This window comes from Thermobifida cellulosilytica TB100, assembly GCF_001517975.1.
In the GTDB taxonomy this organism is placed as follows: Bacteria; Actinomycetota; Actinomycetes; order Streptosporangiales; family Streptosporangiaceae; genus Thermobifida; species Thermobifida cellulosilytica.
In genome coordinates, this window is record NZ_KQ950181.1 from 41,583 (window position 1) to 67,571 (window position 25,989).

At 71.5% G+C, this 25,989-nt stretch carries 22 protein-coding genes; 9 read left to right on the forward strand and 13 right to left on the reverse strand.

Going from position 1 to position 25,989, the window contains the following annotated elements; translation table 11 throughout:
* Positions 1–112: 112 nt before the first annotated feature.
* Positions 113–355 (reverse strand): hypothetical protein, encoded by a 243-nt coding sequence (locus AC529_RS06485; protein ID WP_068754677.1) that lies wholly within the window; start codon positions 353–355, stop codon positions 113–115.
* A 224-nt stretch (positions 356–579) separates the two neighbouring features.
* Positions 580–861, reverse strand: a complete 282-nt coding sequence (locus AC529_RS06490; RefSeq protein ID WP_068754679.1) for a zf-TFIIB domain-containing protein — start codon at positions 859–861, stop codon at positions 580–582.
* 195 nt (positions 862–1,056) lie between these two features.
* Here AC529_RS06490 and AC529_RS06495 point away from each other — a divergent pair, with 195 nt between their 5' ends.
* Together AC529_RS06495 and AC529_RS06500 are read left to right on the forward strand one after the other, a co-directional pair.
* Complete coding sequence (locus AC529_RS06495; RefSeq protein WP_068754681.1) at positions 1,057–3,324, forward strand: rhamnogalacturonan lyase family protein; 2,268 nt, start codon at positions 1,057–1,059, stop codon at positions 3,322–3,324.
* A 266-nt stretch (positions 3,325–3,590) separates the two neighbouring features.
* The gene (locus tag AC529_RS06500) at positions 3,591–3,974 is read left to right on the forward strand and encodes a hypothetical protein (RefSeq protein ID WP_068754683.1); all 384 of its coding nucleotides are present in this window, start codon (positions 3,591–3,593) and stop codon (positions 3,972–3,974) included.
* A 339-nt stretch (positions 3,975–4,313) separates the two neighbouring features.
* Here AC529_RS06500 and pgl read toward each other — a convergent pair whose 3' ends face one another.
* From pgl to tkt, 6 genes are all read right to left on the reverse strand, one after another.
* Positions 4,314–5,102, reverse strand: a complete 789-nt coding sequence (gene pgl, locus AC529_RS06505) for a 6-phosphogluconolactonase (RefSeq protein WP_068754684.1) — start codon at positions 5,100–5,102, stop codon at positions 4,314–4,316.
* Positions 5,099–6,025 carry a glucose-6-phosphate dehydrogenase assembly protein OpcA gene (locus AC529_RS06510; RefSeq protein WP_068754687.1) on the reverse strand — a complete coding sequence of 309 codons (927 nt, stop codon included), beginning with the start codon at positions 6,023–6,025 and terminating at the stop codon, positions 5,099–5,101. The genes pgl and AC529_RS06510 overlap by 4 nt, the downstream gene beginning before the upstream one ends.
* A 106-nt stretch (positions 6,026–6,131) precedes the next feature.
* Positions 6,132–7,661, reverse strand: coding sequence for a glucose-6-phosphate dehydrogenase (gene zwf, locus AC529_RS06515; RefSeq protein ID WP_068754689.1), 1,530 nt, complete (start codon positions 7,659–7,661; stop codon positions 6,132–6,134).
* Between the two features lie 103 nt (positions 7,662–7,764).
* Entirely contained in the window at positions 7,765–9,399 is a 1,635-nt protein-coding gene (locus AC529_RS06520; RefSeq protein WP_068754692.1) for a glucose-6-phosphate isomerase, read from the reverse strand.
* A gap of 154 nt (positions 9,400–9,553) precedes the next feature.
* The gene (gene tal / locus AC529_RS06525) at positions 9,554–10,660 is read right to left on the reverse strand and encodes a transaldolase (protein ID WP_068754694.1); all 1,107 of its coding nucleotides are present in this window, start codon (positions 10,658–10,660) and stop codon (positions 9,554–9,556) included.
* 60 nt (positions 10,661–10,720) lie between these two features.
* On the reverse strand, positions 10,721–12,841 hold the full coding sequence (tkt, locus tag AC529_RS06530) for a transketolase (RefSeq protein ID WP_068754695.1): 2,121 nt from the start codon (positions 12,839–12,841) through the stop codon (positions 10,721–10,723).
* A gap of 517 nt (positions 12,842–13,358) precedes the next feature.
* Here tkt and AC529_RS06535 point away from each other — a divergent pair.
* The gene (locus AC529_RS06535; RefSeq protein WP_068754698.1) at positions 13,359–14,336 is read left to right on the forward strand and encodes a heme o synthase; all 978 of its coding nucleotides are present in this window, start codon (positions 13,359–13,361) and stop codon (positions 14,334–14,336) included.
* 189 nt (positions 14,337–14,525) lie between these two features.
* A complete protein-coding gene (locus AC529_RS06540; RefSeq protein WP_068754700.1) occupies positions 14,526–15,161 on the forward strand; it encodes a class I SAM-dependent methyltransferase in 636 nt (211 codons plus the stop codon).
* Between the two features lie 21 nt (positions 15,162–15,182).
* Here the strand turns inward: AC529_RS06540 and AC529_RS06545 are convergent, their stop codons facing one another.
* The 3 genes from AC529_RS06545 to AC529_RS06555 form a co-directional block, all read right to left on the reverse strand.
* Positions 15,183–16,049: an SAM-dependent methyltransferase gene (locus AC529_RS06545; RefSeq protein ID WP_332307042.1), complete on the reverse strand. Its 867-nt coding sequence runs from the start codon at positions 16,047–16,049 to the stop codon at positions 15,183–15,185.
* Positions 16,050–16,351: 302 nt separating this feature from the next.
* Positions 16,352–17,527, reverse strand: coding sequence for an acyl-CoA dehydrogenase family protein (locus AC529_RS06550; protein ID WP_068754702.1), 1,176 nt, complete (start codon positions 17,525–17,527; stop codon positions 16,352–16,354).
* Between the two features lie 5 nt (positions 17,528–17,532).
* Positions 17,533–19,059 carry a long-chain-fatty-acid--CoA ligase gene (locus tag AC529_RS06555; RefSeq protein WP_068754704.1) on the reverse strand — a complete coding sequence of 509 codons (1,527 nt, stop codon included), beginning with the start codon at positions 19,057–19,059 and terminating at the stop codon, positions 17,533–17,535.
* A 219-nt stretch (positions 19,060–19,278) separates the two neighbouring features.
* On the opposite strand from AC529_RS06555, the gene AC529_RS06560 reads away from it, so the two are divergent.
* Together AC529_RS06560 and AC529_RS06565 are read left to right on the forward strand one after the other, a co-directional pair.
* Positions 19,279–19,956: a TetR/AcrR family transcriptional regulator gene (locus AC529_RS06560; protein WP_068754706.1), complete on the forward strand. Its 678-nt coding sequence runs from the start codon at positions 19,279–19,281 to the stop codon at positions 19,954–19,956.
* Between the two features lie 81 nt (positions 19,957–20,037).
* Complete coding sequence (locus AC529_RS06565; protein WP_068754708.1) at positions 20,038–21,360, forward strand: PrsW family intramembrane metalloprotease; 1,323 nt, start codon at positions 20,038–20,040, stop codon at positions 21,358–21,360.
* On the opposite strand, the gene AC529_RS06570 is transcribed toward AC529_RS06565, so the two are convergent.
* On the reverse strand, positions 21,317–22,372 hold the full coding sequence (locus tag AC529_RS06570; RefSeq protein WP_068754710.1) for a COX15/CtaA family protein: 1,056 nt from the start codon (positions 22,370–22,372) through the stop codon (positions 21,317–21,319). The two genes, AC529_RS06565 and AC529_RS06570, sit on opposite strands and share 44 nt — an antisense overlap.
* Before the next feature lie 258 nt (positions 22,373–22,630).
* Here AC529_RS06570 and AC529_RS06575 point away from each other — a divergent pair, with 258 nt between their 5' ends.
* Together AC529_RS06575 and AC529_RS06580 are read left to right on the forward strand one after the other, a co-directional pair.
* Positions 22,631–23,080 (forward strand): helix-turn-helix domain-containing protein, encoded by a 450-nt coding sequence (locus AC529_RS06575; RefSeq protein ID WP_068754713.1) that lies wholly within the window; start codon positions 22,631–22,633, stop codon positions 23,078–23,080.
* Position 23,081: 1 nt separating this feature from the next.
* Positions 23,082–23,636: a PIN domain-containing protein gene (locus tag AC529_RS06580; protein ID WP_068754715.1), complete on the forward strand. Its 555-nt coding sequence runs from the start codon at positions 23,082–23,084 to the stop codon at positions 23,634–23,636.
* 44 nt (positions 23,637–23,680) lie between these two features.
* Here the strand turns inward: AC529_RS06580 and AC529_RS06585 are convergent, their stop codons facing one another.
* A complete protein-coding gene (locus AC529_RS06585) occupies positions 23,681–24,583 on the reverse strand; it encodes an EamA family transporter (protein WP_068754717.1) in 903 nt (300 codons plus the stop codon).
* Between the two features lie 134 nt (positions 24,584–24,717).
* Between AC529_RS06585 and AC529_RS06590 the strand changes: the two genes are divergently transcribed.
* Positions 24,718–25,938, forward strand: coding sequence for an arginine deiminase (locus AC529_RS06590; RefSeq protein ID WP_068754719.1), 1,221 nt, complete (start codon positions 24,718–24,720; stop codon positions 25,936–25,938).
* The last annotated feature ends 51 nt before the right edge of the window (positions 25,939–25,989 follow it).

The window sequence follows — 25,989 nt, forward strand, 5'->3', positions numbered from 1 at the left end:
GAACGGGGCGGAGAATTCCCCTGATACGACAAAGGCGGCCGGAGCCGCGGAGAGCGGCCCCGGCCGCGTGGCACAGCCGAGGGGTGCGCTGGAGTGTGGGGCGCGAGGCCGGTCAGCCTTCGACGGGGGCGTCGGTGGACTCGGCCTTCTTGACGGTGCGGCGCTTCTTCACCGGGCGGGAGTAGTCCAGCAGCGGCTCGAACCTGGTGTCGTAGTCCTTCTTGCACTCCTCGCAGGCGTCCACCTCGCGGACCACGCCGTCCCAGGCGAACTGGATGACCTCGGTGGCCTCGACCTTCTCGCCGTTGACGGCGTGCGGGTCGCAGTACTTACGGGTGAAGACCTCGGTGACCACGATGCGGCTCCCCTTCGGTAGCGGTACGGGTACTGGCACCGTGATCATACACGTGTTCGAATGCCGTCCTGGGTCTTCGTGCAGGCCCGGGGCGGGGACGCAGTCCCCAAGAGACTAGCGGAGTCCGGCGCCCGTTGTGTCGGTTCTTCCCGGTTCGGGGTGGCCCTGCCGGGCGCGGCGCACGGGCGGAGCCCCCGCCGTGCGCCGCGCCCGGCGGGAGGGCGTCATTCGAAGATCTCGTCCAGGAAGCTCTGCTGACGCTTGCGCCGCTCCCCCTGGTAGTCCTTGTCGTGGTCGTCGTCGGAGTCGTCGGTGCGGCGGCGCCGCCCTCCGGTGTAGCCGCCCTCGAAGCCGCGGGTCCAGCGGTGTTCGGCCTCCAGCAGCTCCTCCAGTTCGCCGCGGTCGAGGAAGAGCCCTCGGCACTGGGAGCACTTCTCCACCGTCACTCCGGCGAGGGTCTGCCGTACGAGGATGCCGGGGCACTTGGGACAGGAGATCCCGGTCATACCCCTTCAGATCCGGCGCGCGACCGGTCGGTTCCCGCCTCAGGGGGACTTCCCTCCGGGGTTCCGGGCTGCGGCGCAGGGTTTGGAAAACCTTTTCCCCAGTGTGTTCGGTGTGTTACTTTCTGTGCACACGTCGTTTTGGGAGCGATCCCAAACACGAGTTCCTCCTGACACCAATCCCCACCGGGAGTCCTCGTGCAGCATCTTCCCCCCGGGACCCGGCGGCGCGGCTCCACGTGCGCCCTCGCGGTCCTCACCGCTCTCACCCTGGGCGTCACCGGCGCCGCCGTGCTCAGCGGCCCGGCCCACGCCGCCGCCGGATGCAGCGTCGACTACACCGTCAACCAGTGGAACACCGGGTTCACCGGCAACGTCACCGTCACCAACCTCGGCGATCCCGTCAACGGCTGGACCGTGCGGTGGACCTTCCCCTCCGGAGAACGCCTCAGCCAGGGCTGGAACGCCGAGTTCAGCACCTCCGGAGCCGAGGTCACCGCCGCCAACACCGCCTGGAACGCCGCCATCCCCACCGGCGGCACGGTCAGCTTCGGCTTCAACGCCACCCACAACGGGACCGTCGGCATCCCCGCCTCCTTCACCCTCAACGGCACCGTCTGCACCGGCCAGACCGACCCCGGCGGCCCCCAGAACCCCGAACAGCCGGAACAGCCGGAGGAGCCGGGGACGTCCGACCCCCAGCCCGACCCCGGCGGCACCCGCCAGGCCGAACGGCTCGACCGCGGCCTGATCAGCGTGCGCAGCGGCAACGGCAACCTGGTGAGCTGGCGGCTGCTCGGGTCCGACCCGCGGAACGTCGCCTTCAACGTCTACCGCGGCTCCACCCGGCTCAACTCCACCCCGCTCACCTCCGCCACCTCCTACTACGACTCCGGAGCCCCGGCGAACGCCTCCTACACGGTGCGCCCGGTCGTCGGCGGCGTCGAGCAGGCCGCCTCGCCCGCCTCCCTCAACTTCACCGACGGCTACCTGGACGTGCCGCTCCAGCGCCCCCAGGGCGGCAGCGTCAACGGCTCCTCCTACACCTACGACGCCAACGACGCCAGCGTCGGCGACCTCGACGGCGACGGCCGCTACGAGATCGTCCTCAAGTGGGAGCCCACCAACGCCAAGGACAACTCCCAGTCCGGCTACACCGGCCCGGTGCTCATCGACGCCTACGAACTCGACGGCACCCGGCTGTGGCGCATCGACCTGGGCCGCAACATCCGCGCCGGCGCCCACTACACCCAGTTCCAGGTCTACGACTACGACGGCGACGGGCGCGCCGAGGTCGCCATGAAGACCGCCGACGGCACCCGCGACGGTGCGGGCACGGTCATCGGCTCGGCCTCCGCCGACTACCGCAACTCCTCCGGCTACGTGCTGTCCGGCCCCGAGTACCTCACCGTCTTCGACGGGCGCACCGGCCGCGCCCTGGACACCGTCGACTACGTGCCCGCCCGCGGCACCGTGTCGTCGTGGGGCGACTCCTACGGAAACCGGGTCGACCGCTTCCTCGCCGGAACCGCCTACCTGGACGGGCGGCGGCCCAGCATGATCTTCTCCCGCGGCTACTACACCCGGACCGTCATCACGGCGTGGGACTTCCGCAACGGGCGGCTGAGCAGGCGCTGGACCTTCGACACCAACAGTTCCACCAACGTCGGACGCGGCTACGACGGCCAGGGCTTCCACTCCCTGTCCATCGCCGACGCCGACGGCGACGGCCGCGACGAGGTCATGTTCGGCGCGATGGCCGTCGACGACAACGGAAACGGCATGTGGACCACCGGGTACGGGCACGGCGACGCCCTGCACGTCGGCGACTTCGTGCCCAACCGTCCCGGACTGGAGGTCTACGGCGTCTCCGAGAGCACCTCCCAGCCCGATGCGTGGCTCGCCGACGCGCGTACCGGGTCCACTCTGTGGCGCACCGCCCCCGGCAGCGACAACGGCCGCGGCGTCGCGGGGGACATCTGGGCGGGCAGCCCCGGGGCGGAGTTCTGGTCCTCCAGCGTCAGCGGCCTGCTCAACACCTCCGGGAGCAACGTCGGACGCAAGCCGAGCTCGACCAACTTCCTGGTCTGGTGGGACGGCGACCCCAGCCGGGAACTGCTCGACCAGACCCGCATCGACAAGTACGGCCCGAGCGGCGACACCCGACTGCTCACCGGCAGCGGCGTGGCCTCCAACAACGGCACCAAGGCCACCCCGGCGCTGTCCGGCGACATCCTCGGCGACTGGCGCGAAGAGGTCATCTGGCGCACCAGCGACAACTCGGCGCTGCGCATCTACGCCAGTCCGCACCCGACCGACCTGCGTATCCCCACCCTGATGCACGACACCCAGTACCGGGTGGCGATCGCCTGGCAGAACACCGCCTACAACCAGCCGCCGCACCCGTCCTTCCACATCGGCGACGGCATGGCCACACCGCCGTGGCCCGACATCTACTACCCCTGACCGGCAGGCAGACCGAAGGCGGGCCGCCGTGCGGCGGCCCGCCCCCAGTAGGCCTCGCCCCGCCGCCGACACGTCGTCGGCCGACGCCGCGCGGCGCGCCCGGATGCCGGGGGACAGCCGGTCGGCCTGGCCCGCCTCTCGGACATTCCAGGCCGCGGGGTTTCGGCGCGGCCCGAACCCGCTTTGCCGTGTTGTCCGAGAGGGACAGGAGACCTTTTGCGTTTCGTGTGGCCCCTGGCCCGCACCCACGGTGAGAGAGAACCCGGATGCCGCTGCTCAACCTGACACCGCACGAGGTGACGGTCCTCTCCGACGACGCTCGGGTGATCGGGCGCTACCCCGCCGCGGCCCGGCCGGTGCGGGTGCCGGTGGTCCGGGTGCGGGTCGGCGAGGTCGACGGGGTCCCCCTGGTCCGCCAGTACCACGGGCGCACCGTACTGCCGGAGGAGCGCCCGGGGACCTGGTACATCGTCTCCACCCTGGTCGCCGCGGCCCACCCGGGGCGCCGCGACCTGCTGGTCCCCACGGACCTGGTGCGCTCCGCCGACGGCACGGTCGTCGGGTGCCGTGCGCTCGACTGCCACACCGGACCGGAACTGCGCCGAATGGTGTGCGAAGAGCCGGGAGCGGGAGAGGTAACGGAACCGTAGTTGCAGAAATAAATCAGAAAATAAAGCCTTAACCCTTTTCCCTGTTGTGTTTGTCATGTTACTCTCTGTTCTGATCGGTGCTGGAAAACGCTGATCCGACCACTCTGCGTGTTGCCCGCGCCGACAACGCCGTGCCCCGACCGGCCCGCAGTTCTCCCGGCGTGCGGCACCGCGGGCCGTCCCGGCGGCCACAAGCCTGATACCGCACCCCTCAGCCGACACCAGCTTCGCCGCACCGTTGCTGCCGACCACCGCCGGGATGGGAGGAGAAGAGGGGCGGACGACCGCGGTCGTCCGCCCCCTTTCCCGTTCGGCCCCGACAGCGCCGCCCCCGCGGCGTCACGCCGTGCCGGGAACGGAGAAGCCCGGCGGCAGCGCCCCCGCCGCCGCCCGGTCCAGCAGGAACAGGGTGCGGGAGCGGCCCCGCGCGCCCGCCGCGGGCACCTGCACCGGCCCGGCCTTGTCCAGCGCCAGACGCACCGCATGGGCCTTGGCCTCCCCCGCGGCGAGCAGCCACACCTCGCGGGCCGAACGGATCGCGGGCAGCGTCAGCGAGATCCGCACCGGCGGCGGCTTGGGCGATCCGTGCACCGCGACCACGGTCCGCTCGGTCTCGTACATCGCGGGCCGCTCCGGGAAGAGCGAGGCCACGTGCGCGTCCGGCCCCACCCCCAGCAGGCACACGTCGAACACCGGCACCGGGTCGCCGTACTCGGCGGCCTCCCGCAGCTCGTCGGCGTAGCGGCGCGCCCCCGCCTCCGGGTCGTCGCCGTCCGCCCCGTCCGACGCCGCCATCGGGTGCACCCGCTCGGCGGACACCGGCACGTGGTCCAGCAGCGCGCGGCGCGCCTGCGTCTCGTTGCGGTCGGCGTGGCCGGACGGCAGGAACCGCTCGTCACCCCACCACACGTCCACCCGCGACCAGTCGACGGCGTCGCGCGCCGGGGAGAGCGCCAACTGCTCCAGGACCGCGATGCCGATGCCGCCGCCGGTCAGCACCACCGACGCAGTGCCCCGCAGCGCCTGGGCGTCCACCAGACGGGTGACCAGGCGCGCCGCAGCGGCCTTGGCGAGCAGGTCCGCGTCGGGCTGCACCACCACGGTGGGCGGGGTGACGATCCGGCTCACGACGGCACCTCCGCTTCGCTCAACCGCTCCACCATGGCCTTCGCCGCGGCCTCGTACATCTCGTCGGAATCCAGGCGGCGCAGCTCCTCGGCGAGGTACTCGGCGGTGCGGCGCCGCGACAGCGCCACCGTCTGCGCCGGACGGCCCGGGCGGTGCAGGGTGGCCACCCGGCCGTCCTTGCGGCTGATGGTGATGGGGCCGTCCTCGGTGTACAGGACCGCCTCGGTGATGCCGGGGCCGGTGGAGACGCGGCGCCGCGCCGGGACCTCCAGTTGCCGCGCCAGCCATGCGGCCAGCAGGTCGGCGCTGGGCAGGTGCGCCTCGGCGGCGACCTCCACGCCGGTGATCCAACTGCACGGCTGGTCCATGGTGGAGGCCAGCAGGGAGCGCCACGGCGTGGTGCGGGTCCAGGACAGGTCGGTGTCGCCGGGATGGTAGTGGCGGACGCGCTCCACCAGGTCGGCGACCGGGTCGGCGGCGCGGTGGGAGTCGGTGATGCGCCGGTTGGCGAGCCGCCCCACCGGGTCGGCCACCGGATTGGCGGGGCCGACGCCCGGCCACCACGCCACCACCGGGGAGTCGGGCACCAGCAGCGGCGTGACCACCGAGTCGGCGTGCTCGGCGAGCGGCCCGTACAGCCGCAGCAGCAGGGTCTCGCCCGGACCGGACGTGCCGGGGCGGCGGATCTCGGCGTCGATCGCCGGTTCGGTGTCGGGATCGCGCAGGATCAGCGCGATCACCCGGCTGGGGTGTTCGCGCCCGGCCTCGGTGGCGGCCTGCACCGCGTCGTAGTGGTCGGCCTCGTCGGTGACGATGACCAGGGTGAGGACGAGGTTCATCGCGCCGCCGCCGACACTGCGCCGCTCGGCGGCCAGCTCCTCGACGATCTGCGCGGTCGTGGTTCGCGGAAGATACAGGGTCAACGGTCCTCCCCGGAACGGGTGGTCGCCCGCGGGCGGCCGACGGGCAGCGGGCGCAACGGCCGCCCCGCGTCCCGGACCCGGCCCGGGACGCGCGGCCTGTCCCGCGTCACGGCCTGCGCCACTGGCGGCCGTCGCGGGCCAGCAGTTCGTGTCCGGACCTGGGCCCCCAGGTGCCCGCCTCGTACGGTTCGGGACGGCCGCTCTTGGCCCAGAACTCCTCGATGGGGTCGAGAATCCGCCACGACAGCTCCACCTCCTCCTGGCGGGGGAACAGCGGCGGGTCGCCGATGAGCACGTCCAGGATCAGCCGCTCGTACGCCTCGGGGCTGGCCTCGGTGAAGGACGCGCCGTAGCTGAAGTCCATGCTGACGTCGCGCACCTCCATGGTGGGGCCCGGCACCTTGGAGCCGAACCGCAGGGTCACGCCCTCGTCCGGCTGGATCCGGATCACCAGCGAGTTCGCGCCCTGCTCCTCGGTGACGACGTGGTCGAACACCTGGTTGGCGGTGCGCTGGAAGATCAGCGCGACCTCGGTGACCCGCCGTCCCAGCCGTTTGCCGGTGCGCAGGTAGAACGGCACGCCCGCCCAGCGGCGCGTGTTCACGCCCAGCTTCACCGCCGCGTAGGTCTCGGTGGTGGAGTCGGGGGAGATGCCCTCCTCCTCCAGGTAGCCCACCACCCGTGCGCCGCCCTGCCACCCGGCGGCGTACTGGCCGCGCGCCGTGCCGGTGGCCAGGTCCTCGGGCAGCCGCACCGCGGAGAGCGCCTTGACCTTCTCGGCGCGGATCGCGTCCGCGGTGAACGACAGCGGCTCCTCCATCGCCACCAGCGCCAGCAGTTGCAGCAGGTGGTTCTGGATGACGTCACGCGCCGCGCCGATGCCGTCGTAGTAGCCGGCCCGTCCGCCCACCCCGATGTCCTCGGCCATCGTGATCTGCACGTGGTCGATGTAGGACCGGTTCCAGATCGGCTCGAACAGGGTGTTGGCGAACCGCAGCGCCAGCAGGTTCTGGACGGTCTCCTTGCCCAGGTAGTGGTCGATGCGGAACACCTCGTGCGGCGGGAAGACGTCGTCGACGATCGCGTTCAGCTCCTGGGCGCTGGCCAGGTCGTGGCCGAACGGCTTCTCGATGACGACGCGCCGCCAGGAGTCGCCGGTGCTCTGCGCCAGCCCGCACCGCTTCAACTGGGTGAGCACCGTGGGGAACAGCTTCGGAGGCAGCGACAGGTAGAACGCGTAGTTGCCGCCGGTGCCCCGGACGGCGTCCAGCTCCCGCACGGACCGTGCCAGCGCGTCGAACGCCTCGTCGTCGTGCAGTTCTCCCGGCACGAACCGGAAGCCCTCGCTGAGCTGGCGCCACACGTCCTCGCGGAACGGGGTGCGCGAGTAGGTGCGCACGGCGTCGTGGGCGACCTGGGCGAAGTCCTGGTCGGCCCAGTCGCGGCGGGCGAAGCCCACCAGGCCGAAGCCGGGCGGCAGCAGACCCCGGTTGGCCAGGTCGTAGATGGCGGGCAGGAGTTTCTTGCGGGACAGGTCGCCGGTCACCCCGAACAGCACCAGCACACTGGGGCCCGCGATACGCGGCAACCGCCGGTCCAGCGCGCTGCGCAGCGGGTTGGGGACCGCCCCCGGCATCACCGGTTCTCTCACGTCGCCGTCCTCCTGTCGGGTTGGGATCGCGGCCGGTCCGGCGGGCGCCGCCGCGGCCGCGGACCGCGGCGGCGCCGGAGCGTACGGGTCAGGGCCGAAGGTCGCCCAGCGCCCGGGTCAGCGCCTCCAGGCCCGCGGCCCGGTCGCGCAGGTGCAGGCGGACCGTGGGACGGGAGCGTTCGGCCAGCGCGTTGAAGTCGCCCAGCGCCTGGGCCAGTTGCAGGCGGGAGAACGAGTACGGCTTGCCGGCGATCGCCAGGTCGTCGGCGACGTCCCCGGTGATCTGCACGAACACCCCGTTGGCGGGGCCGCCCTTGTGGTACTGCCCGGTGGAGTGCAGGAAACGCGGACCCCACCCGAAGGTGACCGGGCGCGGGGTGAGCGCGGCCAGGGCGGAGCGCAGCGCGGCGGCGTTCCCGTCGCCCGCCGCGTCGCGGTCGAGGTAGGCCATCACCGCGAGGTAGCCGTCCTCGGGCACCGACCGCAGCAGGGACTGCAACACCGAGGAGAGGTCCTTGGCGTCGGCGAGTCCGGCCGCCTCGGAGGCGTACACCTCGACCGCGCCGTCGGTGAGCAGCGGGGTCCCGGTGGGCAGGTCGCCGCTGCCGGACGACTCCAGCAGGGCCTTGGTGTTGTCCTTGGACTCCTGCACGTTGGGCTGGTCGAACGGGTTGATGGCGAGCAGGCGGCCCGCCACCGCGGTGGCGTACTCCCAGGCGAGGAACTGGGCGCCGAGCGGGCCGGTGACGACCGTGTCGGCGGTCTCGGGCGCCTGCGGCTCGGTCTCGCCGTAGACCACCAGGTGGGTGTCGGGGCCGGGGGTGAAGCCGGGCGCGGAGGTGCCCTCCACGACCACCGGAAGCAGGCCGACGCCGTCCTTGCCGGTGGACTCGGCGACCAGTTGCTCGATCCAGTCGCCCAGGCCCACCGGGGTGTCGCCGGCCAGCACCACCTTGTCGTGGCCGCCGAAGCCGCCCAGGGCCGCGCCCAGCACCAGCGCCGGGTTGGTGTCCTCGGCGAGCGTGGCGGCGAGGGCGGCGGCCTCGTCCAGCAGGGCGGCGACGTCCACTCCGGCCAGCGCGCTGGGCACCAGGCCGAACGCGCTGAGCGCGCTGTAGCGGCCGCCGACGTTGGGGTCGGCCAGCACCGTCGGGTAGCCGCGCTCGGCGGCCAGCTCGGCCAGCGGCGAGCCCGGGTCGGTGACCACGACGATCCGCTCGACCGGGTCGATGCCGGCGTCGGTGAAGGCCTGCTCGAAGGCGCGGCGGTGGCTGTCGGTCTCGATGGTCCCGCCGCTCTTGGAGGCGACCACCACGACCGTGCGCTCGAGGTCGGTCTCGATCGCGCGGCGAACCTGCTGGGCGTCGGTGGTGTCCAGGGTGACCAGGCGGGCTCCCCGGCTCGCGGCGATCACCTCGGGGGCCAGGGAGGAGCCGCCCATGCCGGCCAGCACCACCCGGTCCAGTCCGGCCTCGCGCTTGGCCCGCGCGATCTCGTCGATCTGCGGCAGCAGAGCCCGCGAGCGCTCCGGCAGGTCCACCCAGCCCAGCCGGATCGACGCTTCGGGCTCGGCCGCGGGCCCCCACAGGGTGGCGTCCTTGGCGGCCAGCCGGGACGCCACCCTGTCGGCCCGCAGCTTCTCCAGCGCGCTCTGGGCCGCGTCGCGCACCGCGCCGCGCAGGGTGACGGTGAGGCCCCCGGCCTGTACCTGATCGCTGCTCAAGGCGATTGGTCCTTCCTCTTCTCGCACACGGTCACTGCAATTGTTGCCGTCCGCGGCACCGAATGGAATTCGGAGAGAGGGGATGGGCGGGGGCTCCGTCGCCCCGTTCCGGCAAAAAGGCTGATGGCGGTGGAACGGAGGAGAAAGTGAATTCTCAGGAGTGCGCGGCGAGCTGCTGGGAGACGCGCTCCAGCAGCTCCTCCCAGGACGTGACGAACTTGTCGACGCCCTCGGCCTCCAGTTTCTCCACCACGTCGGCCAGGTTCACGCCGACCGCCTCCACCGCGTCCAGGTGGGCGCGCGCTGCCTCGTAACTGCCGCGCACCGTGTCGCCGGTGATCCGGGCGTGGTCGGCCACCGCCTCCAGCGTGGCCCGCGGCATGGTGTTCACCGTGCCGGGGGCGACCAGCTCGGTCACGTACAGGGTGTCCGGCAGCTCCGGGTCCTTCACGCCGGTGGACGCCCACAGGGGGCGCTGCGGACGCGCCCCGGCCGCCGCCAGCGCGGCCCACCGCTCGCCGGAGAAGACCTCCTCGTAGGCGGCGTAGGCGAGCCGGGCGTTGGCCAGCGCGGTCTTGCCGCGCAGCGCCACCGCCTCCTCGGTGCCGATCTTCGCCAGCCGCGCGTCCACCTCGGTGTCCACCCGGCTGACGAAGAACGACGCCACCGAGTGGATCGAGGACAGGTCGCGGCCGGCCTCGCGGGCCTGCTCCAAGCCGGCGAGGAACGCCTCCATCACCGCCCGGTAGCGCTCCAGCGAGAAGATCAGGGTCACGTTGACGCTGATGCCCTCGGCCAGGGCGGCGGTGATGGCGGGCAGGCCCTCGACCGTCGCGGGGATCTTGATCATCAGGTTGGGCCGGTCCACCAGCCACCACAGCGCCCGCGCCTCGGCGAGGGTCCGCTCGGTGTCGCGCGCCAGGCGGGGGTCGACCTCCAGCGACACGCGGCCGTCCACGCCGCCGCTGGCCTCGTAGACCGGGCGCAGCACGTCCGCACCCCAGCGGATGTCGTAGGCGGTGACGGAGCGCACCGCCTCCTCCACCGACACCCCGCGCACCGCCAGGTCGCGCAGTTGGGAGTCGTAGGCGTCGCCCTCGGACAAGGCCTTGGCGAAGATCGTGGGATTGGAGGTGACCCCCACGACGCCGCGTTCGGCGACCAGCGCGGCCAGGCCGCCGCTGCGCAGTTGCTGCCTGCTGATGTCGTCCAACCAGACGGACACGCCTGCGTCGGAGAGCTGCTGAAGTGGGCTGCCCATCGCTTCTCGTACTCCTCGAAGATGCGGGGAGGGCCGCATGCGGCGACCCTCCCCGAACGGTCAGTTGCCGGTCGTCGATCCCCGGTCGCCGCCGAGCTTGGCGATGCTGGCGTGGACCGCCGCCACCACCCGGTCGGGGGTGATCCCGAACTGCTCGTACAGGGTCGCGTAGGGCGCCGAGGCGCCGAAGTGCTCCAGGCTCACCGACTCGCCCGCCTCGCCGATCAGGTCGCGCCAGCCCAGGGCGAGCCCGGCCTCCACCGAGACGCGCACCCGGACCGACGGCGGCAGCACCTGCTGGCGGTAGGCGTCGTCCTGTTCGTTGAACCACTCCAGGCACGGCATCGACACCACACGGGTGGGCGTACCCGACTCCTCCAGCCGGGAACGCGCCTCCAGTGCGATCTGCACCTCACTTCCGGTGGCGATGATGATCGCCTGGGGCCGTCCGTCGCTCGCCTCGGCCAGCACGTAGCCGCCGCGGGCGGTCAGCTCCGCCGATGCCAGCTCGGAGCGGTCCAGGACCGGCACCGCCTGGCGGGTCAGCGCCAGCGCGGCCGGGCCGTCGCCGCGCTCCAGGATGGTGCGCCAGGCCACCGCCGTCTCGTTGGCGTCGGCGGGGCGCACGACCGCCAGGCCGGGGATGGCGCGCAGCGACCACAGGTGCTCCACCGGCTGGTGGGTGGGGCCGTCCTCGCCCAGGCCGATGGAGTCGTGCGTCCACACGTAGGTCACCGGCAGCTTCATCAGCGCCGCCAGCCGCACCGACGGGCGCATGTAGTCGCTGAACACCAGGAACGTGCCGCCGTAGGGGCGGGTGGGGCCGTGCAGCGCGATGCCGTTGAGGATCGCGCCCATGCCGTGCTCGCGCACGCCGAAGTGCAGCACCCGGCCGTAGCGGTGCCCGGAGAACGCCTTGGTGGAGCGCTCCTCGGGGATGAACGACGGCTCGCCCTTGGGCGTGGTGTTGTTGGAGCCGGCCAGGTCCGCCGAACCGCCCCACAGCTCCGGCAGCACCGGCGCGATCGCGCTCAGCACGCTGCCCGAGGCGCTGCGGGTGGCCACGCCCTTGCCGCCGGGCTCGAAGGTCGGAATGGCCTTCTCCCAGCCGTCGGGCAGGGTGCCCGCCGACAGCCGGTCGAACAGCGCGGCCCGCTCGCCGGCGCCCTCACGCCACTTGGCCAGGGCGCCCTCCCATTCCTGGCGGGCGGCGCGTCCCCGCGCCACCGCGCCGCGGGCGTGCTCCAGCAGCTCGTCGGGGACGTCGAAGCGCGCCTCGGGGTTGAGGCCCATCACCCGCTTGGTGGCGGCGACCTCCTCGGCGCCCAGCGCGGCGCCGTGGATGCCGCCGGTGTTCTGCTTGTTCGGCGAGGGCCAGCCGATGATGGTGCGCAGCCGGATGAAGGACGGGCGCTCGGTCTCGGCCTGGGCCGCGAGGATCGCGTCGTACAGCGCCGCGACGTCCTCGTGGTAGCCGTCCTCGCCGACCCAGTCGACCTCCTGGACGTGCCAGCCGTAGGCGGCGTAGCGGGCGACCACGTCCTCGGTGAACGCGATCTGGGTGTCGTCCTCGATGGAGATCCGGTTGTCGTCCCAGATCACGATCAGGTTGCCGAGCTTCTGGGTGCCGGCCAGGGCGCTCGCCTCGTGGCTGACGCCCTCCTGGACGTCGCCGTCGGAGCACAGAGCGTAGATGTAGTGGTCGAAGGGGCTCTCCCCGGGGGCCGCGTCGGGGTCGAACAGGCCCCGCTCGCGGCGTGCGGCCATGGCCATGCCGACCGCGTTGCCGATGCCCTGCCCCAGGGGGCCGGTGGTGGTCTCCACCCCGGCGGTGTGCCCGTACTCGGGGTGGCCGGGAGTGAGGCTGCCCCACTGGCGCAGCCGCTTGATGTCGTCGAGGCTCAGACCGTAGCCGGCCAGGTAAAGCTGGATGTAGAGGGTCAGGCTGGAGTGGCCGCAGGACAGCACGAAGCGGTCCCGGCCGACCCAGGTCGGCTCGCTCGGATCGTGCCGCATCACCTTCTGGAACAGCAGGTAGGCTGCGGGAGCCAGGCTCATCGCGGTTCCGGGGTGGCCGGAACCCGCCTCCTCGACCGCATCCATCGCCAGGGCGCGGACCACGTCGACGGTACGCCGGTCCAGCTCCGACCATTCCAAGGTCTTCGGGGTGCCGATGTTCACGCGGGCTTCAGGGCTCCTTTCGCGCATCCAGGCCAGTGCGCAGACATGGTGGCCGGAAGAACAAGGGTGGGTTCACCGTGACCCGCACCCGAAGGTCCGCGGGGCGGTCACACCGCACACAGGGATGCGTGTCGCGGTGACGGACACCCGAGGGCTGGTGACTAACCCAGACCCTATCGTCGAAACCCCCGCGTCGAATCACTGGCCTAGGGAGTCGGCGCTGCGCGGTGTAACGGCCCCGGTGAGAGCCCGTCGAGGCCTAGCACTACACTCTGTCGTTGACGGTATCGTGCGCCTTTGCCAGGTGCGCGAGGGGTCACCAGCGCCGCACCGCGACGCGCGTCCCGTGGTGAGCAGCCATGAACAACTGATGCCCTGACTCCCAGTTCTTTCGAGGTTTGAGCGTGTCTGTGTCCGTAGAACGGGTGGAGGCCGTGCGTTCCGCGCCGCACGGCCGGCGACCCGAGCAGCAGCCGAGAACGGCGAAGTGGCGCGCGGCCTGGATACGGCGGCGGCCATGACGCTTCTCGACCGCTCCTCCGCCGCCCCCGGCACCGACGCGGCAACCGACGTTCCCGAGGCCGCGCCCCGCTCCTCCTCGTTCGGCGCCTACGTGCGCGCCTACGTCGCGCTGTCCAAGCCGCGGGTCATCGAACTGCTGCTGATCACCACCATCCCGGTGATGTTCGTGGCGGCCCAGGGGGTCCCGCCGCTGGGCACCGCCCTGGCCACGCTGGTGTTCGGCACCATGTCGGCGGCCAGCGCCAACGCCATCAACTGCTACATCGACCGCGACATCGACCGCGCGATGCGGCGCACCCGCCGCAGGCCCACGGCCATGCAGCAGGTCACCCCGCGCGGCACGATGATCTACGGGCTGGTCATGGCGGCGCTGTCCACGATCGGCTTCGTGGTGTTCGTGAACTGGCTGGCGGCGGCGCTGTCGCTGTTCGCGATCGCGTTCTACATCTTCGTCTACACCCTGCTGCTCAAGCGCCGCACCGCCCAGAACGTCGTGTGGGGCGGCATCGCGGGCTGCATGCCGGTGCTCATCGGCTGGGCGGCGATCACCGAACGCCTCGACTGGGCGCCGTTCATCCTGTTCCTGGTGGTGTTCTTCTGGACGCCGCCGCACACCTGGGCGCTGGCCGTGCGCTACCGCGAGGACTACGCCGCCGCGAACGTCCCCATGCTGCCGGTGGTGGCCAGCGACCGCCGGGTGATGCTGGAGTGCGTCCTGTACTCGTGGGCGACCGTGGCGGTCTCGCTGCTGCTGTGGCCGGTCGCCGACACCACGCTGCTGTACCCGGCGGCCGCCGCGGTGCTGGGCGCGGTCCTGCTGGCCCAGGCGCACCGCCTCTACCACCAGGTCCGCTGTGGCGTGACCGGGGCCAAGCTCAAGACGATGGGCTTCTTCCACCTGTCCAACGCCTACCTGGCCCTGCTGTTCGTCGCGGTGACGGTGGACCCGCTGCTGGCCAACGCCCTCGGCTGAGCCGACTGCCGACACGGCGACGGGAGGCCTCCGGGCCTCCCGTTTCCGTGTGCGCTCCCGGGCGGCCCAGGCGGGCCCGGTCCGCCTGAGCCGGCAGCACCAGCGTCCGCGTCTCTGCCTCCGCGGGTCGGTCGGCGGAGGAGGCCACCTGCTCGGGCGCTGGCGGCACACGGCTGAGAGGCTGGGGCCATGAGACGGATCACCCGATGGGAGGCCCGGGTCCGGGAGAATCCCGGGCATTCCCGCTGGTATGTGGAGCGTTTCCGGGCCATGGCCGCGCAGGGGCGGGACCTGGCGGGCGAGGCCCGACTGCTCGACGCGATGCTGGAACGCGGGTCGCGGGTCCTGGACGCGGGGTGCGGACCGGGGCGCGTGGGCGGCGAGCTGGCCGTGCGCGGTCACCGCGTGGTGGGCGTGGACATCGACCCCTACCTGATCGCCGCGGCGCGCGAGGACCATCCGGGCGCCGACTGGCGGGTCGGCGACCTGGCAGAACTCGACCTGGTGGAACAGGGCGAGGAGCCCTTCGACGCGGTGGTCTGCGCGGGCAACGTGATGACCTTCCTGGCACCCGGCACCGAGGTGGAGGTACTGCGCAGGATGGGCGCCCAGGTGCGGGCGGACGGCCGGGTGGTGGTGGGCTTCGGCGCGGGCCGCGGCTACCCGTTCGACCGGTTCTTCGCCGACGCGGCGGAGGCCGGGCTGGTCGTCGACCTGCGGCTGGCCACCTGGGACCTGCGTCCCTTCACCGCGGACTCCGACTTCCTGGTGGCCGTGCTGCGGCGGCCCGCCGCAGGCCCGGAGGACACGGCCCCGGCCGGGTGACCGGACGGGGCCGGGACGGCGTCAGGGCTTGACGGCCACGCCTGCGTGCTCCCAGATCTTCTGGTCCGGGTCCGCGGGGCGGGGGGTCGGGGCGGCGTCCTCGTTGCGCCAGGTGTGGCAGTCCACCGGCATCGGGGCGACCGAGTCGTCGACGGCGGGGGAGAGCAGCTCCAGGCCGGCGAAGAGGCGCTCCACGTCTGCGGGGCTGCGCACGTGCCCCCACGGCATCCCCAGCTCCCGGATGCAGGTGGTGAGCGACTGGGCCGCCGCGTCGTCGTCGGAGGCCAGGTGGGACAGGATCAGCACCGATCCGGGGACGAGCCGGTGGAAGTAGCGGCACACCAGCCCCCACGGGTCGTCGGAGTCGGGAATGCAGTGCAGCAGGCTGACCAGCATGAGGCAGACCGGCCGGTCGAGGTCGAGCAGCCGGTTGACCTCGGGGCAGCCCAGGATCCCGTCGACGTCGCGGACGTCGCCGGAGGCGGCCGTGGTCAGCACGTGGTCGGCCAGCAGCGCGTGGCTGTGGGCGAGGACGATCGGGTCGGTGTCGACGTAGACGACCCGCGCGTGGGGGAGGTGGCGCTGCGCGATCTGATGGGTGTTCTCCATGGTCGGCATGCCCGACCCCACGTCGATGAACTGGTCGATGCCCAGGACCCCCGCGACGTGCCCCACCGCGCGGGACAGGAATCTGCGGCTCTGGCGGACCAGGACTTTTGCCCACGGATTGATGGATTCGATGATCTGCGCCGCCATGCGGTCGGCTTCGAAGTTGTCCTTTCCGCCCCGTAGCGCATCGTAGGTGCGTGCCACCGTGGGAACGCTCAGATCGATGTCCGGAATAGGTTCAGTTTCCTGAGAGTACCCGAAGAAGGCGTGGTCTGCCACGGGGTCTTGTCCTCCAGAGTGCCCTGTCCGCAGAGATTCTCCTATGACCGACATTGACTATACGGACAGGACGGAGGAATGGTCGGGAAAACCAGGTATTTGAAGAAGGGAATGGCTCTGGGGCGGGCTTCTGGGGGCAGAAATTCCGAAGTCTTCGTTTCGGGTAAAGAATTTTATTCCCTGGATTCTCTGGTGTCCCCTATGGGGAGTATGTCATTGTTTTTGGCGGTTTGTGGACTGCGGGGTTCCCGTGACGGAAGGCCGGAGGGGCGGCCCCGTGCGGCCGCCCCTCCCGCCCTCGCTCAGCCCAGCGTGGCACCCACCTTCACGTATCCCTTGAGCAGGTCGCGTGCGATGGTGCGGCGCTGGATCTCGTCGGTCCCCTCGTAGATGCGCAGCAGCCGCAGCTCCCGGTACCAGCGCTCGATGGGGAGTTCGCGGGTGTAGCCCATGCCCCCGTGGATCTGCAGCACCCGGTCGACGATCTCGTTGGCCTTCAGACCGCCGTACAGCTTGGCGATGGACTGGGCGTGCCGGGAGTCCCGGTTGTTGTCCACCTGCCAGGCGGCGTTGAGCACCAGCAGGCGCAGCGCCTCGATCTCCACCTGGGAGTCGGCGATCATCCACTGGATGGCCTGGCGCTCGGCGATCGGCTTGCCGAAGGTCTCGCGCGTGTTGGCGTAGTCGATGGCCATGGTCAGCAGCCGCTCGCAGGCGCCCAGGGCGCGCGCCGGAAGCAGGTAGCGGCCCCGGCCGATCCACTGCATCGCCAGCGCGAAGCCCTGGCCGACCTCGCCGAGCACGTTGGACTCGGGCACCCGGACGTTGTCGAAGACCAGGGAGGCCGGACCCCACTCGCCCATGGTGGGGATGGGCTCGGAGCGCCATCCCGCCTCGCGGTCCACCAGGAAGCAGGTGACCCCGCCGTCGGCGCTCTTCTCCGGGTCGGTGACGGCGAACACCATCGCGAAGTCGGCCTCGTTGCCGCCGGTGATGAACGTCTTCTCCCCGTTGATCACCCAGTGGTCGCCGTCCTTGTGCGCCCGGGTGCGGATCGCCTTGGCGTCCGACCCCGCGCCCGGCTCGGTGATGGCGAAGCAGGACCTGCGCTCCCCCGCGATCGTGGGCAGCAGGTAGCGCCGCTTCTGCTCCTCGTTGGCGTGGTAGAGGATGTTGTCGGCGCTGCCGCCGAAGCTGAACGGCACGAACGTGCGCCCCAGCTCGATCTCCACCAGTGCCGTGGTGACCGCGTCCAGCCCCATGCCCCCGTACTCGACGGGGGTCTGGATCCCCCAGAAGTCGGACTTCTTGGCGAGCTGGCGGAGGTCGTGCAGCTCCTGGGGGGTCAGCCCGTGCCCCTCACCGGTGCGCTCGCGGCGCAGCACCTCCTGTTCGAGCGGCATGAGCTCGCGCTCGACGAAGGTGCGCACCCAGTTGCGGATCTCCCGCTGTTCCTCGGTCAGTGCGAAGTCGACCATGTCCCCTAACTCTTTCCCCCGAAGCGCTTACGCAGCTCGCGCTTGAGTACCTTGAGGCTCGGACCCAGTGGAAGCTCGGCCACGACCTCCACTCTGCGCGGGTACTTGTGCTTGCCCAGGCGCTCGCGTGCCCAGGACTGGAGCTCCGCGGGGTCGACGGCGCCCTCCTGCTCGGGCACCACCACCGCGCAGACCTCCTCACCCAGTTCGGCGTCGGGCACCCCGATCACCGCCACCTGGGAAACCCCCGGGAACCGCAGCAGGACCTCCTCCACCTCGCGCGGGTAGACGTTGAAGCCGCCGCGGATGATCAGGTCCTTCTTGCGGTCCACGATGTGGATGAAGCCGTCGGCGTCGATGAAGCCGATGTCGCCGGTGCGGAACCAGCCGTCCACCATCGCCTCCGCGGTGGCCTCGGGACGGTTGAGGTAGCCGGCGAAGACGTTGTGGCCGCGGATCACGATCTCGCCCCGCTCGCCCCGGGGCAGCAGCTCGATCCGCCCCTCGACGTCGGGGCGGGCGATCTCCACCTCCACGCCCCAGATGGGGTGGCCGACCGAGCCGACCCGGGCGCCGTAGAGCATCTGGTTGGTGCTGGCCGTGGGCGAGGTCTCCGACAGGCCGTACCCCTCGTAGATGGTGGTGGAGAACGCCTTCTCGAACCGGCTCAGCACCGCCCCGGGCAGGGAGGCGCCGCCGGAGACGCAGAACCTCAGGGAGGGCAGCTCGGTGTGGTGGGCCGCGGCCTCGGCCAGGCGGACGAACATGGTGGGCACGCCGTCGAAGATGGTGGCGCCGTACTCGTGCATCATCCGGATCGCCTGGTCCGGGTCGAAGCGCTCCTGCAGGATCAGGGTGGCGCCGACCCGGAAGGTGGTGTTGAGGGCCACCGACTGGCCGAAGGTGTGGAACAGCGGCAGGGAGCCCATGACGACGTCCTCGCCGCTCATGGGGTGCACGTCGAAGGCGTTGACGGTGGCGTTCATCACCAGGTTGAGGTGGGTCAGCAGGGCGCCCTTGGGAACGCCGGTGGTGCCGCTGGTGTAGAAGATCACGGCGATGTCGTCGGGGGAGCGGGAGACGTAGGAGGGCAGCGGCTCGCTGGAGGAGACGAGCGGCTCCAGGGCGTCGGGGCGGTCCGGCGCCCCGACGGTGCGCACCTGGGCGCCGCCCTCCGCGACGGCGGCCTCGGCCAGTCCGGCGAACAGGCCCTGTGCCAGGACCAGGCGCGCCCCGGTGTCGGCGAGGAGGAAGGAGACCTCCTTGGGGCTGAGCATCGGCGGGATGGTCACCACTGTGGCGCCCGCGGCGAGGATGCCGTAGTAGCAGCGCACGAAGTCGGCGACGTTCCCGGCGAGCAGGGCGACCCGGTCGCCGGGGGACACGCCCAGGGAGTGCAGGGCGGCGGCGTGGCGCAGGGAGTCCTGCCACAGGTCGGCGTAGGCGATTCGGGTGCCGTCGGCGATGAGCGCGGTCCGTTCGGGGTGGCGACGCGCGGCTTCGGCCAGGATCGTGGCGAGTGAGAGTCGCATGGGGGTGCTCCTTCGGTACGGCTGGCCCTCGGGTGCGGCGGGAGACACCGCAGACCGGGTGATGGGGAGTCGCACGTCACATTTAATCTAACAGTGTTCGGTTTGTGAAGACCGACCGGGATGCCGTCCCGTCCTCGTTCCTGGCCGATACTTGAGGCGATCCGAGCTGAGCGCCCACACGGGGGAGCGCCGGTCACGAGGGGAAGGACGGGGTTTGCTGTGGCTCGACCCAGGACACCGCTGCTGAGTCGGATGCGCATCCAGGAGGCCGCGCTGGTCCTGGTCGACCGCGACGGCCTGGAGGGGCTGTCCATGCGCAAGCTCGCCCAGGAGCTCGGTGTCCAGGCCCCGTCGCTGTACAGCCACTACAGCACCAAGGAGGAGCTGCTCAACGACGTCGTCGACCGCATCACCGAAGGCATCGACGTCTCCGGCTTCAAGGACGGCGACTGGAAGCGCGGGCTCACCGTGTGGGCGCGCTCCTACCGCGACGCCCTGGCCGCCCACCCCAACATGGTCGCCTTCATCGCCTCCGGGCCGGGCCGCCGCGAAGAGGCGCTGCGCCGCGCCGACGCGATCCACGGCGGCCTCGTCTCCGCGGGCTGGCCCGCCCGGCTGGCCACCATGATCGGCGCGTCCATCCGCTACCTGGTGGTCGGCGCCGCGATCAACTCCTTCGCCCGCGGCTTCGACGCCGACGCCCGCGTCTACCAGGACCGCTACCCGAACCTCTCGCAGGCCCACCGCCTGCCCGAACTCGCCGCCCGGATCGACCGCGACAGCTTCGAACTGGCCCTGAACGCGTTCCTCACCGGACTGGAGGCGCTCTACCCCCGGAAGAGGACCGACTCCGGGCCCGTCCCCCCGGGGCCGGACGGCGCCGACGGCGGGGAGTGACGGCCGCCGGGCGGACCGGAAGCGGTCTCACCTGCTCCCGCCTCTCGGCACCGTCGCCTCCAGCGGTTACGCTCCAATACCATGCGCCCCCTAGACACCAAAGCGATCCTGGAAGGTCGCACGCCCGGACGCCACTCCGTCGGGCTGATCGTCGGCATCGTGGTCAGCATCCTGTGCATGGTGCTGATGCTCGGCTACCTGCTGCTCAGCGGCTTCGCCGGGGCCGGGAGCGCGGGAGTGACCGCATTCCTGGTCAGCCTGGCCGCGGCCGTCATCCCCGTCGCCGTCCTGGTCCCCCTCATCCTGCTGCTGGACCGGCTGGAGCCGGAGCCGGCCTCGGTCCTGCTGTTCGCCTTCCTGTGGGGCGCCGGCGTGGCCGTGTTCTCCTCGTTCGTGCTCAACACCCTGGGCATGGAGCTGTACACCGTACCGGTGTTCGGAGAGGACCTGGGCGGCTACCTGAGCGCCGCCGTGGGGGCGCCGCTGGTGGAGGAGAGCGCCAAGGGGCTGGCCCTGCTGTTGCTGCTGTGGCGGCGCCGCAACGAGATCGACACGGCCACCGACGGCATCATCTACGCGGCCATGGTCGCCACCGGCTTCGCCTTCGTGGAGAACGTCTCCTACTTCCTCGACGCCCTGTTCACCGAGGGGGCCGCCGGGTTCGCCCTCACCTTCGTGCTGCGCGGCGTCATCGCGCCGCTGGGCCACCCCCTCTACACCGCGATGACCGGGCTGGGGGTCGCCTACGCCGCCACCCACGCGGGCGGGGTGGGCCGCCTGTTCATGCCGGTGCTCGGCTGGACCGGCGCGGTCGTGCTGCACGCGCTGTGGAACGGCTCCACCGCGTTCGGCTGGACCGGGCTGGGGGTGGTCTACGCGCTGCTGTTCTGCGTGCTGGTGGCGCTCATCGTGGTGGCAGTGCGCGACCGTCACCGCCAGGTCGCGGCCATCGCCACCTACCTGCCCCCCTACATCCCCACCGGCCTGGTCACCCCGGCGGACATCCAGATGCTCAGCACCATGGGGGGACGCAAGCGGGCACGCGCCTGGGCCCGGCACGCCGCCGGGAGCCGGGGACGCCGGGCGATGGAGGACTACCAGTTGGCCGCCACCGAACTCGCCCTGCTGCACCGGCGGCTGGACCGCGGCGTGGCGGTACCCGCCTGGTGGGAGCGGCGCGACGCCATCCTGGCGCTCATGCACATGGCCCGCGAGGCGTTCCTGGGCCGCGCCGCCCGTCCCGTGGCGCCCGCCTGGGCGCCGCAGCCCACCGACTCCGGGTTCCTGCGGCGGGCGGACTTCCAGCACGTCATCGCCCAGGCGCACGCCCAGCGCGGCGGCCTGCCGCAGCAGCCCCCCGTTACGGGGTCGCAGCAGGGGCCGCCGCAGCGGCCCGGCTGGTGACGGCCACCCGCTCGGCGGTGGCGTAGTACAGCCGCAGGATCGCCGTCCAGGTCAGCAGCGAACCCAGCACGTGCAGCACGACCATCCAGGCGGGCAGGCCCAGCAGGTACTGTGCGTAGCCGAGCGCGCCCTGGGCGAGCAGCACGGCCAGCAGCAGCCACGCCTGGACGCGCACCGGGCGGGGCGCCGCCGAGCGCAGCGCCATGACGAGCACCGCCACGGTCAGCGCGGTGGTGAGCCACGCCAGGAGCGAGTGGACGCGGGTCACCGACTCCAGGGGGAAGTCCCAGCGGGGAGCGGCGGCGTCGCCGCCGTGCGGACCGGTTCCGGTGACCACGACACCGGCGACGATGAGGACCAGGCCCACCGGCACCAGCGCGGTGGCGGTCAGGCGCAGCAGCGGCCCCACGGTGGGCCGCAGCCTCCCCTGCGGCTCGCGGCAGCGCACGTAGTAGGCCATCGTGAGGATCACCACGAGGACCGACAGCACGAAGTGCGCGCCCACCGAGGCCGGGTGCAGGTCGCTCCAGACCGTGATGCCGCCGACGACCGCCTGGCCGAACACGCCGACCGGCACCAGGGCGGCCATGACGAGCAGGTCGCGCCTGCGCGGCCGCATGCGCACCGTCGCCACCAGCACGATCACTCCGACGGCGAGCACCAGGAACGTCAGGGTGCGGTTGCCGAACTCGATGGCCGCGTGGAACGCCGAGTGGCCGGTGCCCACCGGCACGAAGCTCTCCGGGGTGCACTTGGGCCACTCCGAGCAGCCCAGTCCCGAGGAGGTGACGCGCACCGTCGCCCCGGTCACCGCGATCCCGGAGTTGACGACGACGTTGCCCAGCGCCCACCAGCGCAGCGACGCGGTCGTGGGATGCCAGATCGTGCGGGCCAACAGCGCCAGCGCCACCACGCCGACGACGCAGAACGCCACCTGCCACGCCCACAGCGGCAGGTTCAGGATCGTGATGTCGTCCGCCGCGAGCGCGACAGACCGGGGAGAGGCTGTCATACGACAGATCGTAGTAGAGGGCCGGCGAGGCTTCGGCCGGGGTCCGTACCAGCGGTGAGCTGCTGCGACACGGGACCCCTCGGGCGGGCTCAGGCCCGCGCGGAGCGGGTCGCGCCCACGCTGGCCTCGGGGCCTGGGCAGGGGGCGTCGGCAGCTGAGGAGGCGGAAAGGTGACGCACGCTGTTGCGTTTACTTCGTCTGTTTCGGATAATGCGTTTACAGGGGATGGTTGGTCACCTGATCGGGTGAGGAGGAAGCATGGTCGCGCTGTCGTCCCGCCCCGGAGCGGATGACGTACGAATCGCTCGGAACGCCCTGCCCCGTGTCCGCCGGTATCTGCAGGACCATCCGGAGAATCCGTCGATCGTTCCGGTTGTCGTCGAGGACGACGGTGAGAAGTTGGTCCTGCCCCGTGCGGCGCTGGAACTGCTGGCCGGGGTGCTCGCTCACATGGCGGCCGGACGGGGGGTCTCCATCGTTCCCGCACACGCCGAGTTGACCACCCAGGAGGCGGCAGACCTGCTGAACGTTTCGCGGCCGCACCTCATCGGTCTGCTCAACGCCGGAGAGATCGAGTACCGGAAGGTGGGGACACATCGTCGGGTGCGGGCCGACTCCCTGTTGGACTACATGCGCCGTGACGACCAACGGAGACGCGAGGCCGCTGACGAGCTGTCGGCCTTGAACAGGGAGTTGGGGCTCGACTGACATGGCCTTCGTCGTGGTCTACGACGCCAGCGTCCTCTATCCGAGCACACTGCGTGATCTTCTCATCAGAGTGGCTCAAGCCGGTCTCGTCCAAGCCAAGTGGACTCACCAGATCCTCGACGAGGTCTTCAGGAACCTTCGGAGAGACAGACCGGACATCCCGCCGGAGGCACTCGATCGCACGCGTACACTCATGCTCGCCGCGGTCCGGGACTGCCTTGTCACCGGCTACGAGCCACTGATCGAGTCACTGCAGCTTCCCGATTCCGATGACCGGCATGTTCTCGCTGCGGCGATCCGGGCACGTGCCCAGGTCATTGTCACGTCGAATCTCCGCGACTTCCCTCGGTCTGTACTGGCGGACTGGGACATTGAGGCCAAGAGCCCCGACGACTTCGTCGTCGACCAGATCCACCTGGACCGGAAAGTCGTCTGGTCCTGTGCCCAGCAGATCGCTGACTCCTGGCGCAATCCCCCCGGAACCGTCGGTGACGTCCTGTCCCGCCTCGAACGCAGCGGACTGGTCCAGGCCGTCGCGGAACTCCGTTCGGAATAGGGGCTGCCCCGCCGCTGTCGGAAGGGCCACGGACTCGGGCGGGCTCAGGCCCGCGCGGAGCGGGTCGCGCCCACGCTGGCGGCGACCACGCAGGCCACCGCGGCCCACTGGGCGGCGGTGAGGAACTCGCCCAGCACCACCAGGCCCACCAGCGCGGCGGCGGCCGGTTCCAGGCTCATCAGGATGCCGAACACCCGCGGCGGGATGCGGCGCAGCGCCCGCAACTCCAGGGAGTAGGGGATCGTCGAGGACAGCAGACCCACGACCAGCCCGAACAGCAGCACCTTCGGTTCGAGCAGGTCCGCGCCCCCCTGGCCGATCCCGATCGGGGCGATCAGCAGCGCGCCGACCACGGAGGCCGCGGTCAGTCCGGAGGCGCCGGGGAAGCGGCGGCCGGTGGCCGCGCTGAGCAGGATGTAGGCGGCCCAGGCAGCCCCCGCCAGCACCGCGAACGCCGCCCCCGCGAGGGTCACCCCGCCCTCGCCCCAGCCCAGCAGCGCCACTCCCGTCCCGGCCAGCGCCACCCACACCAGGTCGCTCCAGCGGCGCGACCCGGCCACCGCCACCGCCAGCGGCCCCAGGAACTCGATGGTCACCGCCACGCCCAGGGGGATGCGGGCGAACGACTCGTAGATGGCGTAGTTCATGGTGGCCAGCGACGCCCCGAAGCCGACCGCCACCAGCCAGTCGGAGCGGCTGCGGCCGCGCAGCGCGGGCCGGGCGAGAGCCAGCAGCACCAGGGCGGAGGCGAGCAGGCGCAGCCAGACCACGGCGCCGGGCGGCAGCACCGCGAACAGGTTCTTGGCCACGCCCGCGCCGAGCTGCACCGACAGGATGCTCACGCCGACCAGCCAGGTCGGGGGGACGGCACCGCCCGCGGTGCGGGCCAGCGCCGCGGTACGGGCGAGCGGCCCCGGCGCGGAACGTCGAAGGGAGTCGCCGGTCATCCAGTCATCCTACGAGGGCGGGGGCGGGAGTGGGGGAAGGGACTGGAGGGAAGGCATTCGGTGCGTGGTCGAATCGCGTCGTGTGGTCCGGAACGCCGGCGACGGCCCGAGATCCGGACGGTGAGGAGGCAGTCGTGGCTTTCCGTGTCGACTCCGAGATCGGCCGCCTGCGCCAGGTCCTGGTGCACCGGCCGGACCTGGAACTGCAGCGTCTGACCCCGAGGAACAAGGACGCGCTCCTCTTCGACGACGTGCTGTGGGTGGAGCGCGCCCGGGAGGAGCACGACCTGTTCGTCCAGCACCTGCGCGACCGGGGCGTGACCGTGCACGTGTTCGGCGATCTGCTGGAGGAGACCCTGCGCGTGCCCGAGGCCGAGACCTTCATCCTCGACCACGTGCTGGACGAGCGCTTCTACGGCCCCATGGCCCTGGACGCCATCCGCGACTGCCTGGACGCGATGGACGCCGCCGAGCTGCGCCACTTCCTCGTCGGCGGCATCACCAAGCGGGAGCTGCTGGACCGGGTCCCCGAACCCCGGTCGGTGTGGTTCCACACCCTCGACCTGGACGCGTTCGTGCTGCCGCCGCTGCCCAACCTCATCTTCACCCGCGACACCTCGAGCTGGATCGGCCGCGGGGTGTCCATCAACGTCATGCGCAGACGCGCCCGCATGCGCGAGACCACCCTCTACGAGGCGGTCTACCGGTGGCACCCGATGTTCGCCGAGGCCGACTTCGAGGTGTGGAACCCGGGGGTGGCCTGGGCCCCCGCCACCATCGAGGGCGGCGACGTCATGCCGGTGGGCAACGGCTCGGTGCTGGTCGGGCTGAGCGAGCGCACCCGGCCCCAGGCGGTGGAGCTGCTCGCGCGGGAGCTGTTCGCCCGCGGCGGCGCCCGGCGCATCCTGGGCATCTGGATGCCCAAGGCGCGTGCCGTCATGCACCTGGACACCGTCATGACCAACGTGGACCACGGGGTCTTCACCAAGTACGCGGGGCTGGGCATGCTGCCCTCCTACACGATCGAGCCGGGCGACAGCGACAAGGAGCTGAAGATCACCGACCACGCGCCCGAGGACATGCACCGCGCCATCGCCGCCGCGGTGGGGGTCGACGACATCAAGGTGCTCACCCCCACCCAGGACGTCTTCTCCTCCGAGCGCGAGCAGTGGGACGACGGCTGCAACGTCTTCGCGCTGGAGCCGGGCGTGGTGCTGGCCTACGAGCGCAACGTCTCCTCCAACGCCTACCTGCGGGCCAACGGCGTCGAGGTCATCACCACCCCGGGCAACGAACTGGGCCGCGGGCGCGGCGGGCCGCACTGCATGACCTGCCCGCTGGAGCGGGACGGCTGAGCACCGCCTCCGCACTCCGAATGAGTATTCGGTACGATGAATATCTTTCCG

What these genes read in the sequence shown, in the direction of transcription:
- AC529_RS06490 (WP_068754679.1), bottom strand. Translation starts at nt 861, where the DNA reads ATGACCGGGATCTCCTGTCCCAAGTGCCCCGGCATCCTCGTACGGCAG.
- AC529_RS06500 (WP_068754683.1), top strand. Translation starts at nt 3,591, where the DNA reads ATGCCGCTGCTCAACCTGACACCGCACGAGGTGACGGTCCTCTCCGAC.
- zwf (WP_068754689.1), bottom strand. Translation starts at nt 7,661, where the DNA reads ATGCCGGGGGCGGTCCCCAACCCGCTGCGCAGCGCGCTGGACCGGCGG.
- tal (WP_068754694.1), bottom strand. Translation starts at nt 10,660, where the DNA reads ATGGGCAGCCCACTTCAGCAGCTCTCCGACGCAGGCGTGTCCGTCTGG.
- AC529_RS06535 (WP_068754698.1), top strand. Translation starts at nt 13,359, where the DNA reads ATGACGCTTCTCGACCGCTCCTCCGCCGCCCCCGGCACCGACGCGGCA.
- AC529_RS06540 (WP_068754700.1), top strand. Translation starts at nt 14,526, where the DNA reads ATGAGACGGATCACCCGATGGGAGGCCCGGGTCCGGGAGAATCCCGGG.
- AC529_RS06550 (WP_068754702.1), bottom strand. Translation starts at nt 17,527, where the DNA reads ATGGTCGACTTCGCACTGACCGAGGAACAGCGGGAGATCCGCAACTGG.
- AC529_RS06555 (WP_068754704.1), bottom strand. Translation starts at nt 19,059, where the DNA reads ATGCGACTCTCACTCGCCACGATCCTGGCCGAAGCCGCGCGTCGCCAC.
- AC529_RS06565 (WP_068754708.1), top strand. Translation starts at nt 20,038, where the DNA reads ATGCGCCCCCTAGACACCAAAGCGATCCTGGAAGGTCGCACGCCCGGA.
- AC529_RS06570 (WP_068754710.1), bottom strand. Translation starts at nt 22,372, where the DNA reads ATGACAGCCTCTCCCCGGTCTGTCGCGCTCGCGGCGGACGACATCACG.
- AC529_RS06575 (WP_068754713.1), top strand. Translation starts at nt 22,631, where the DNA reads ATGGTCGCGCTGTCGTCCCGCCCCGGAGCGGATGACGTACGAATCGCT.
- AC529_RS06580 (WP_068754715.1), top strand. Translation starts at nt 23,082, where the DNA reads ATGGCCTTCGTCGTGGTCTACGACGCCAGCGTCCTCTATCCGAGCACA.
- AC529_RS06585 (WP_068754717.1), bottom strand. Translation starts at nt 24,583, where the DNA reads ATGACCGGCGACTCCCTTCGACGTTCCGCGCCGGGGCCGCTCGCCCGT.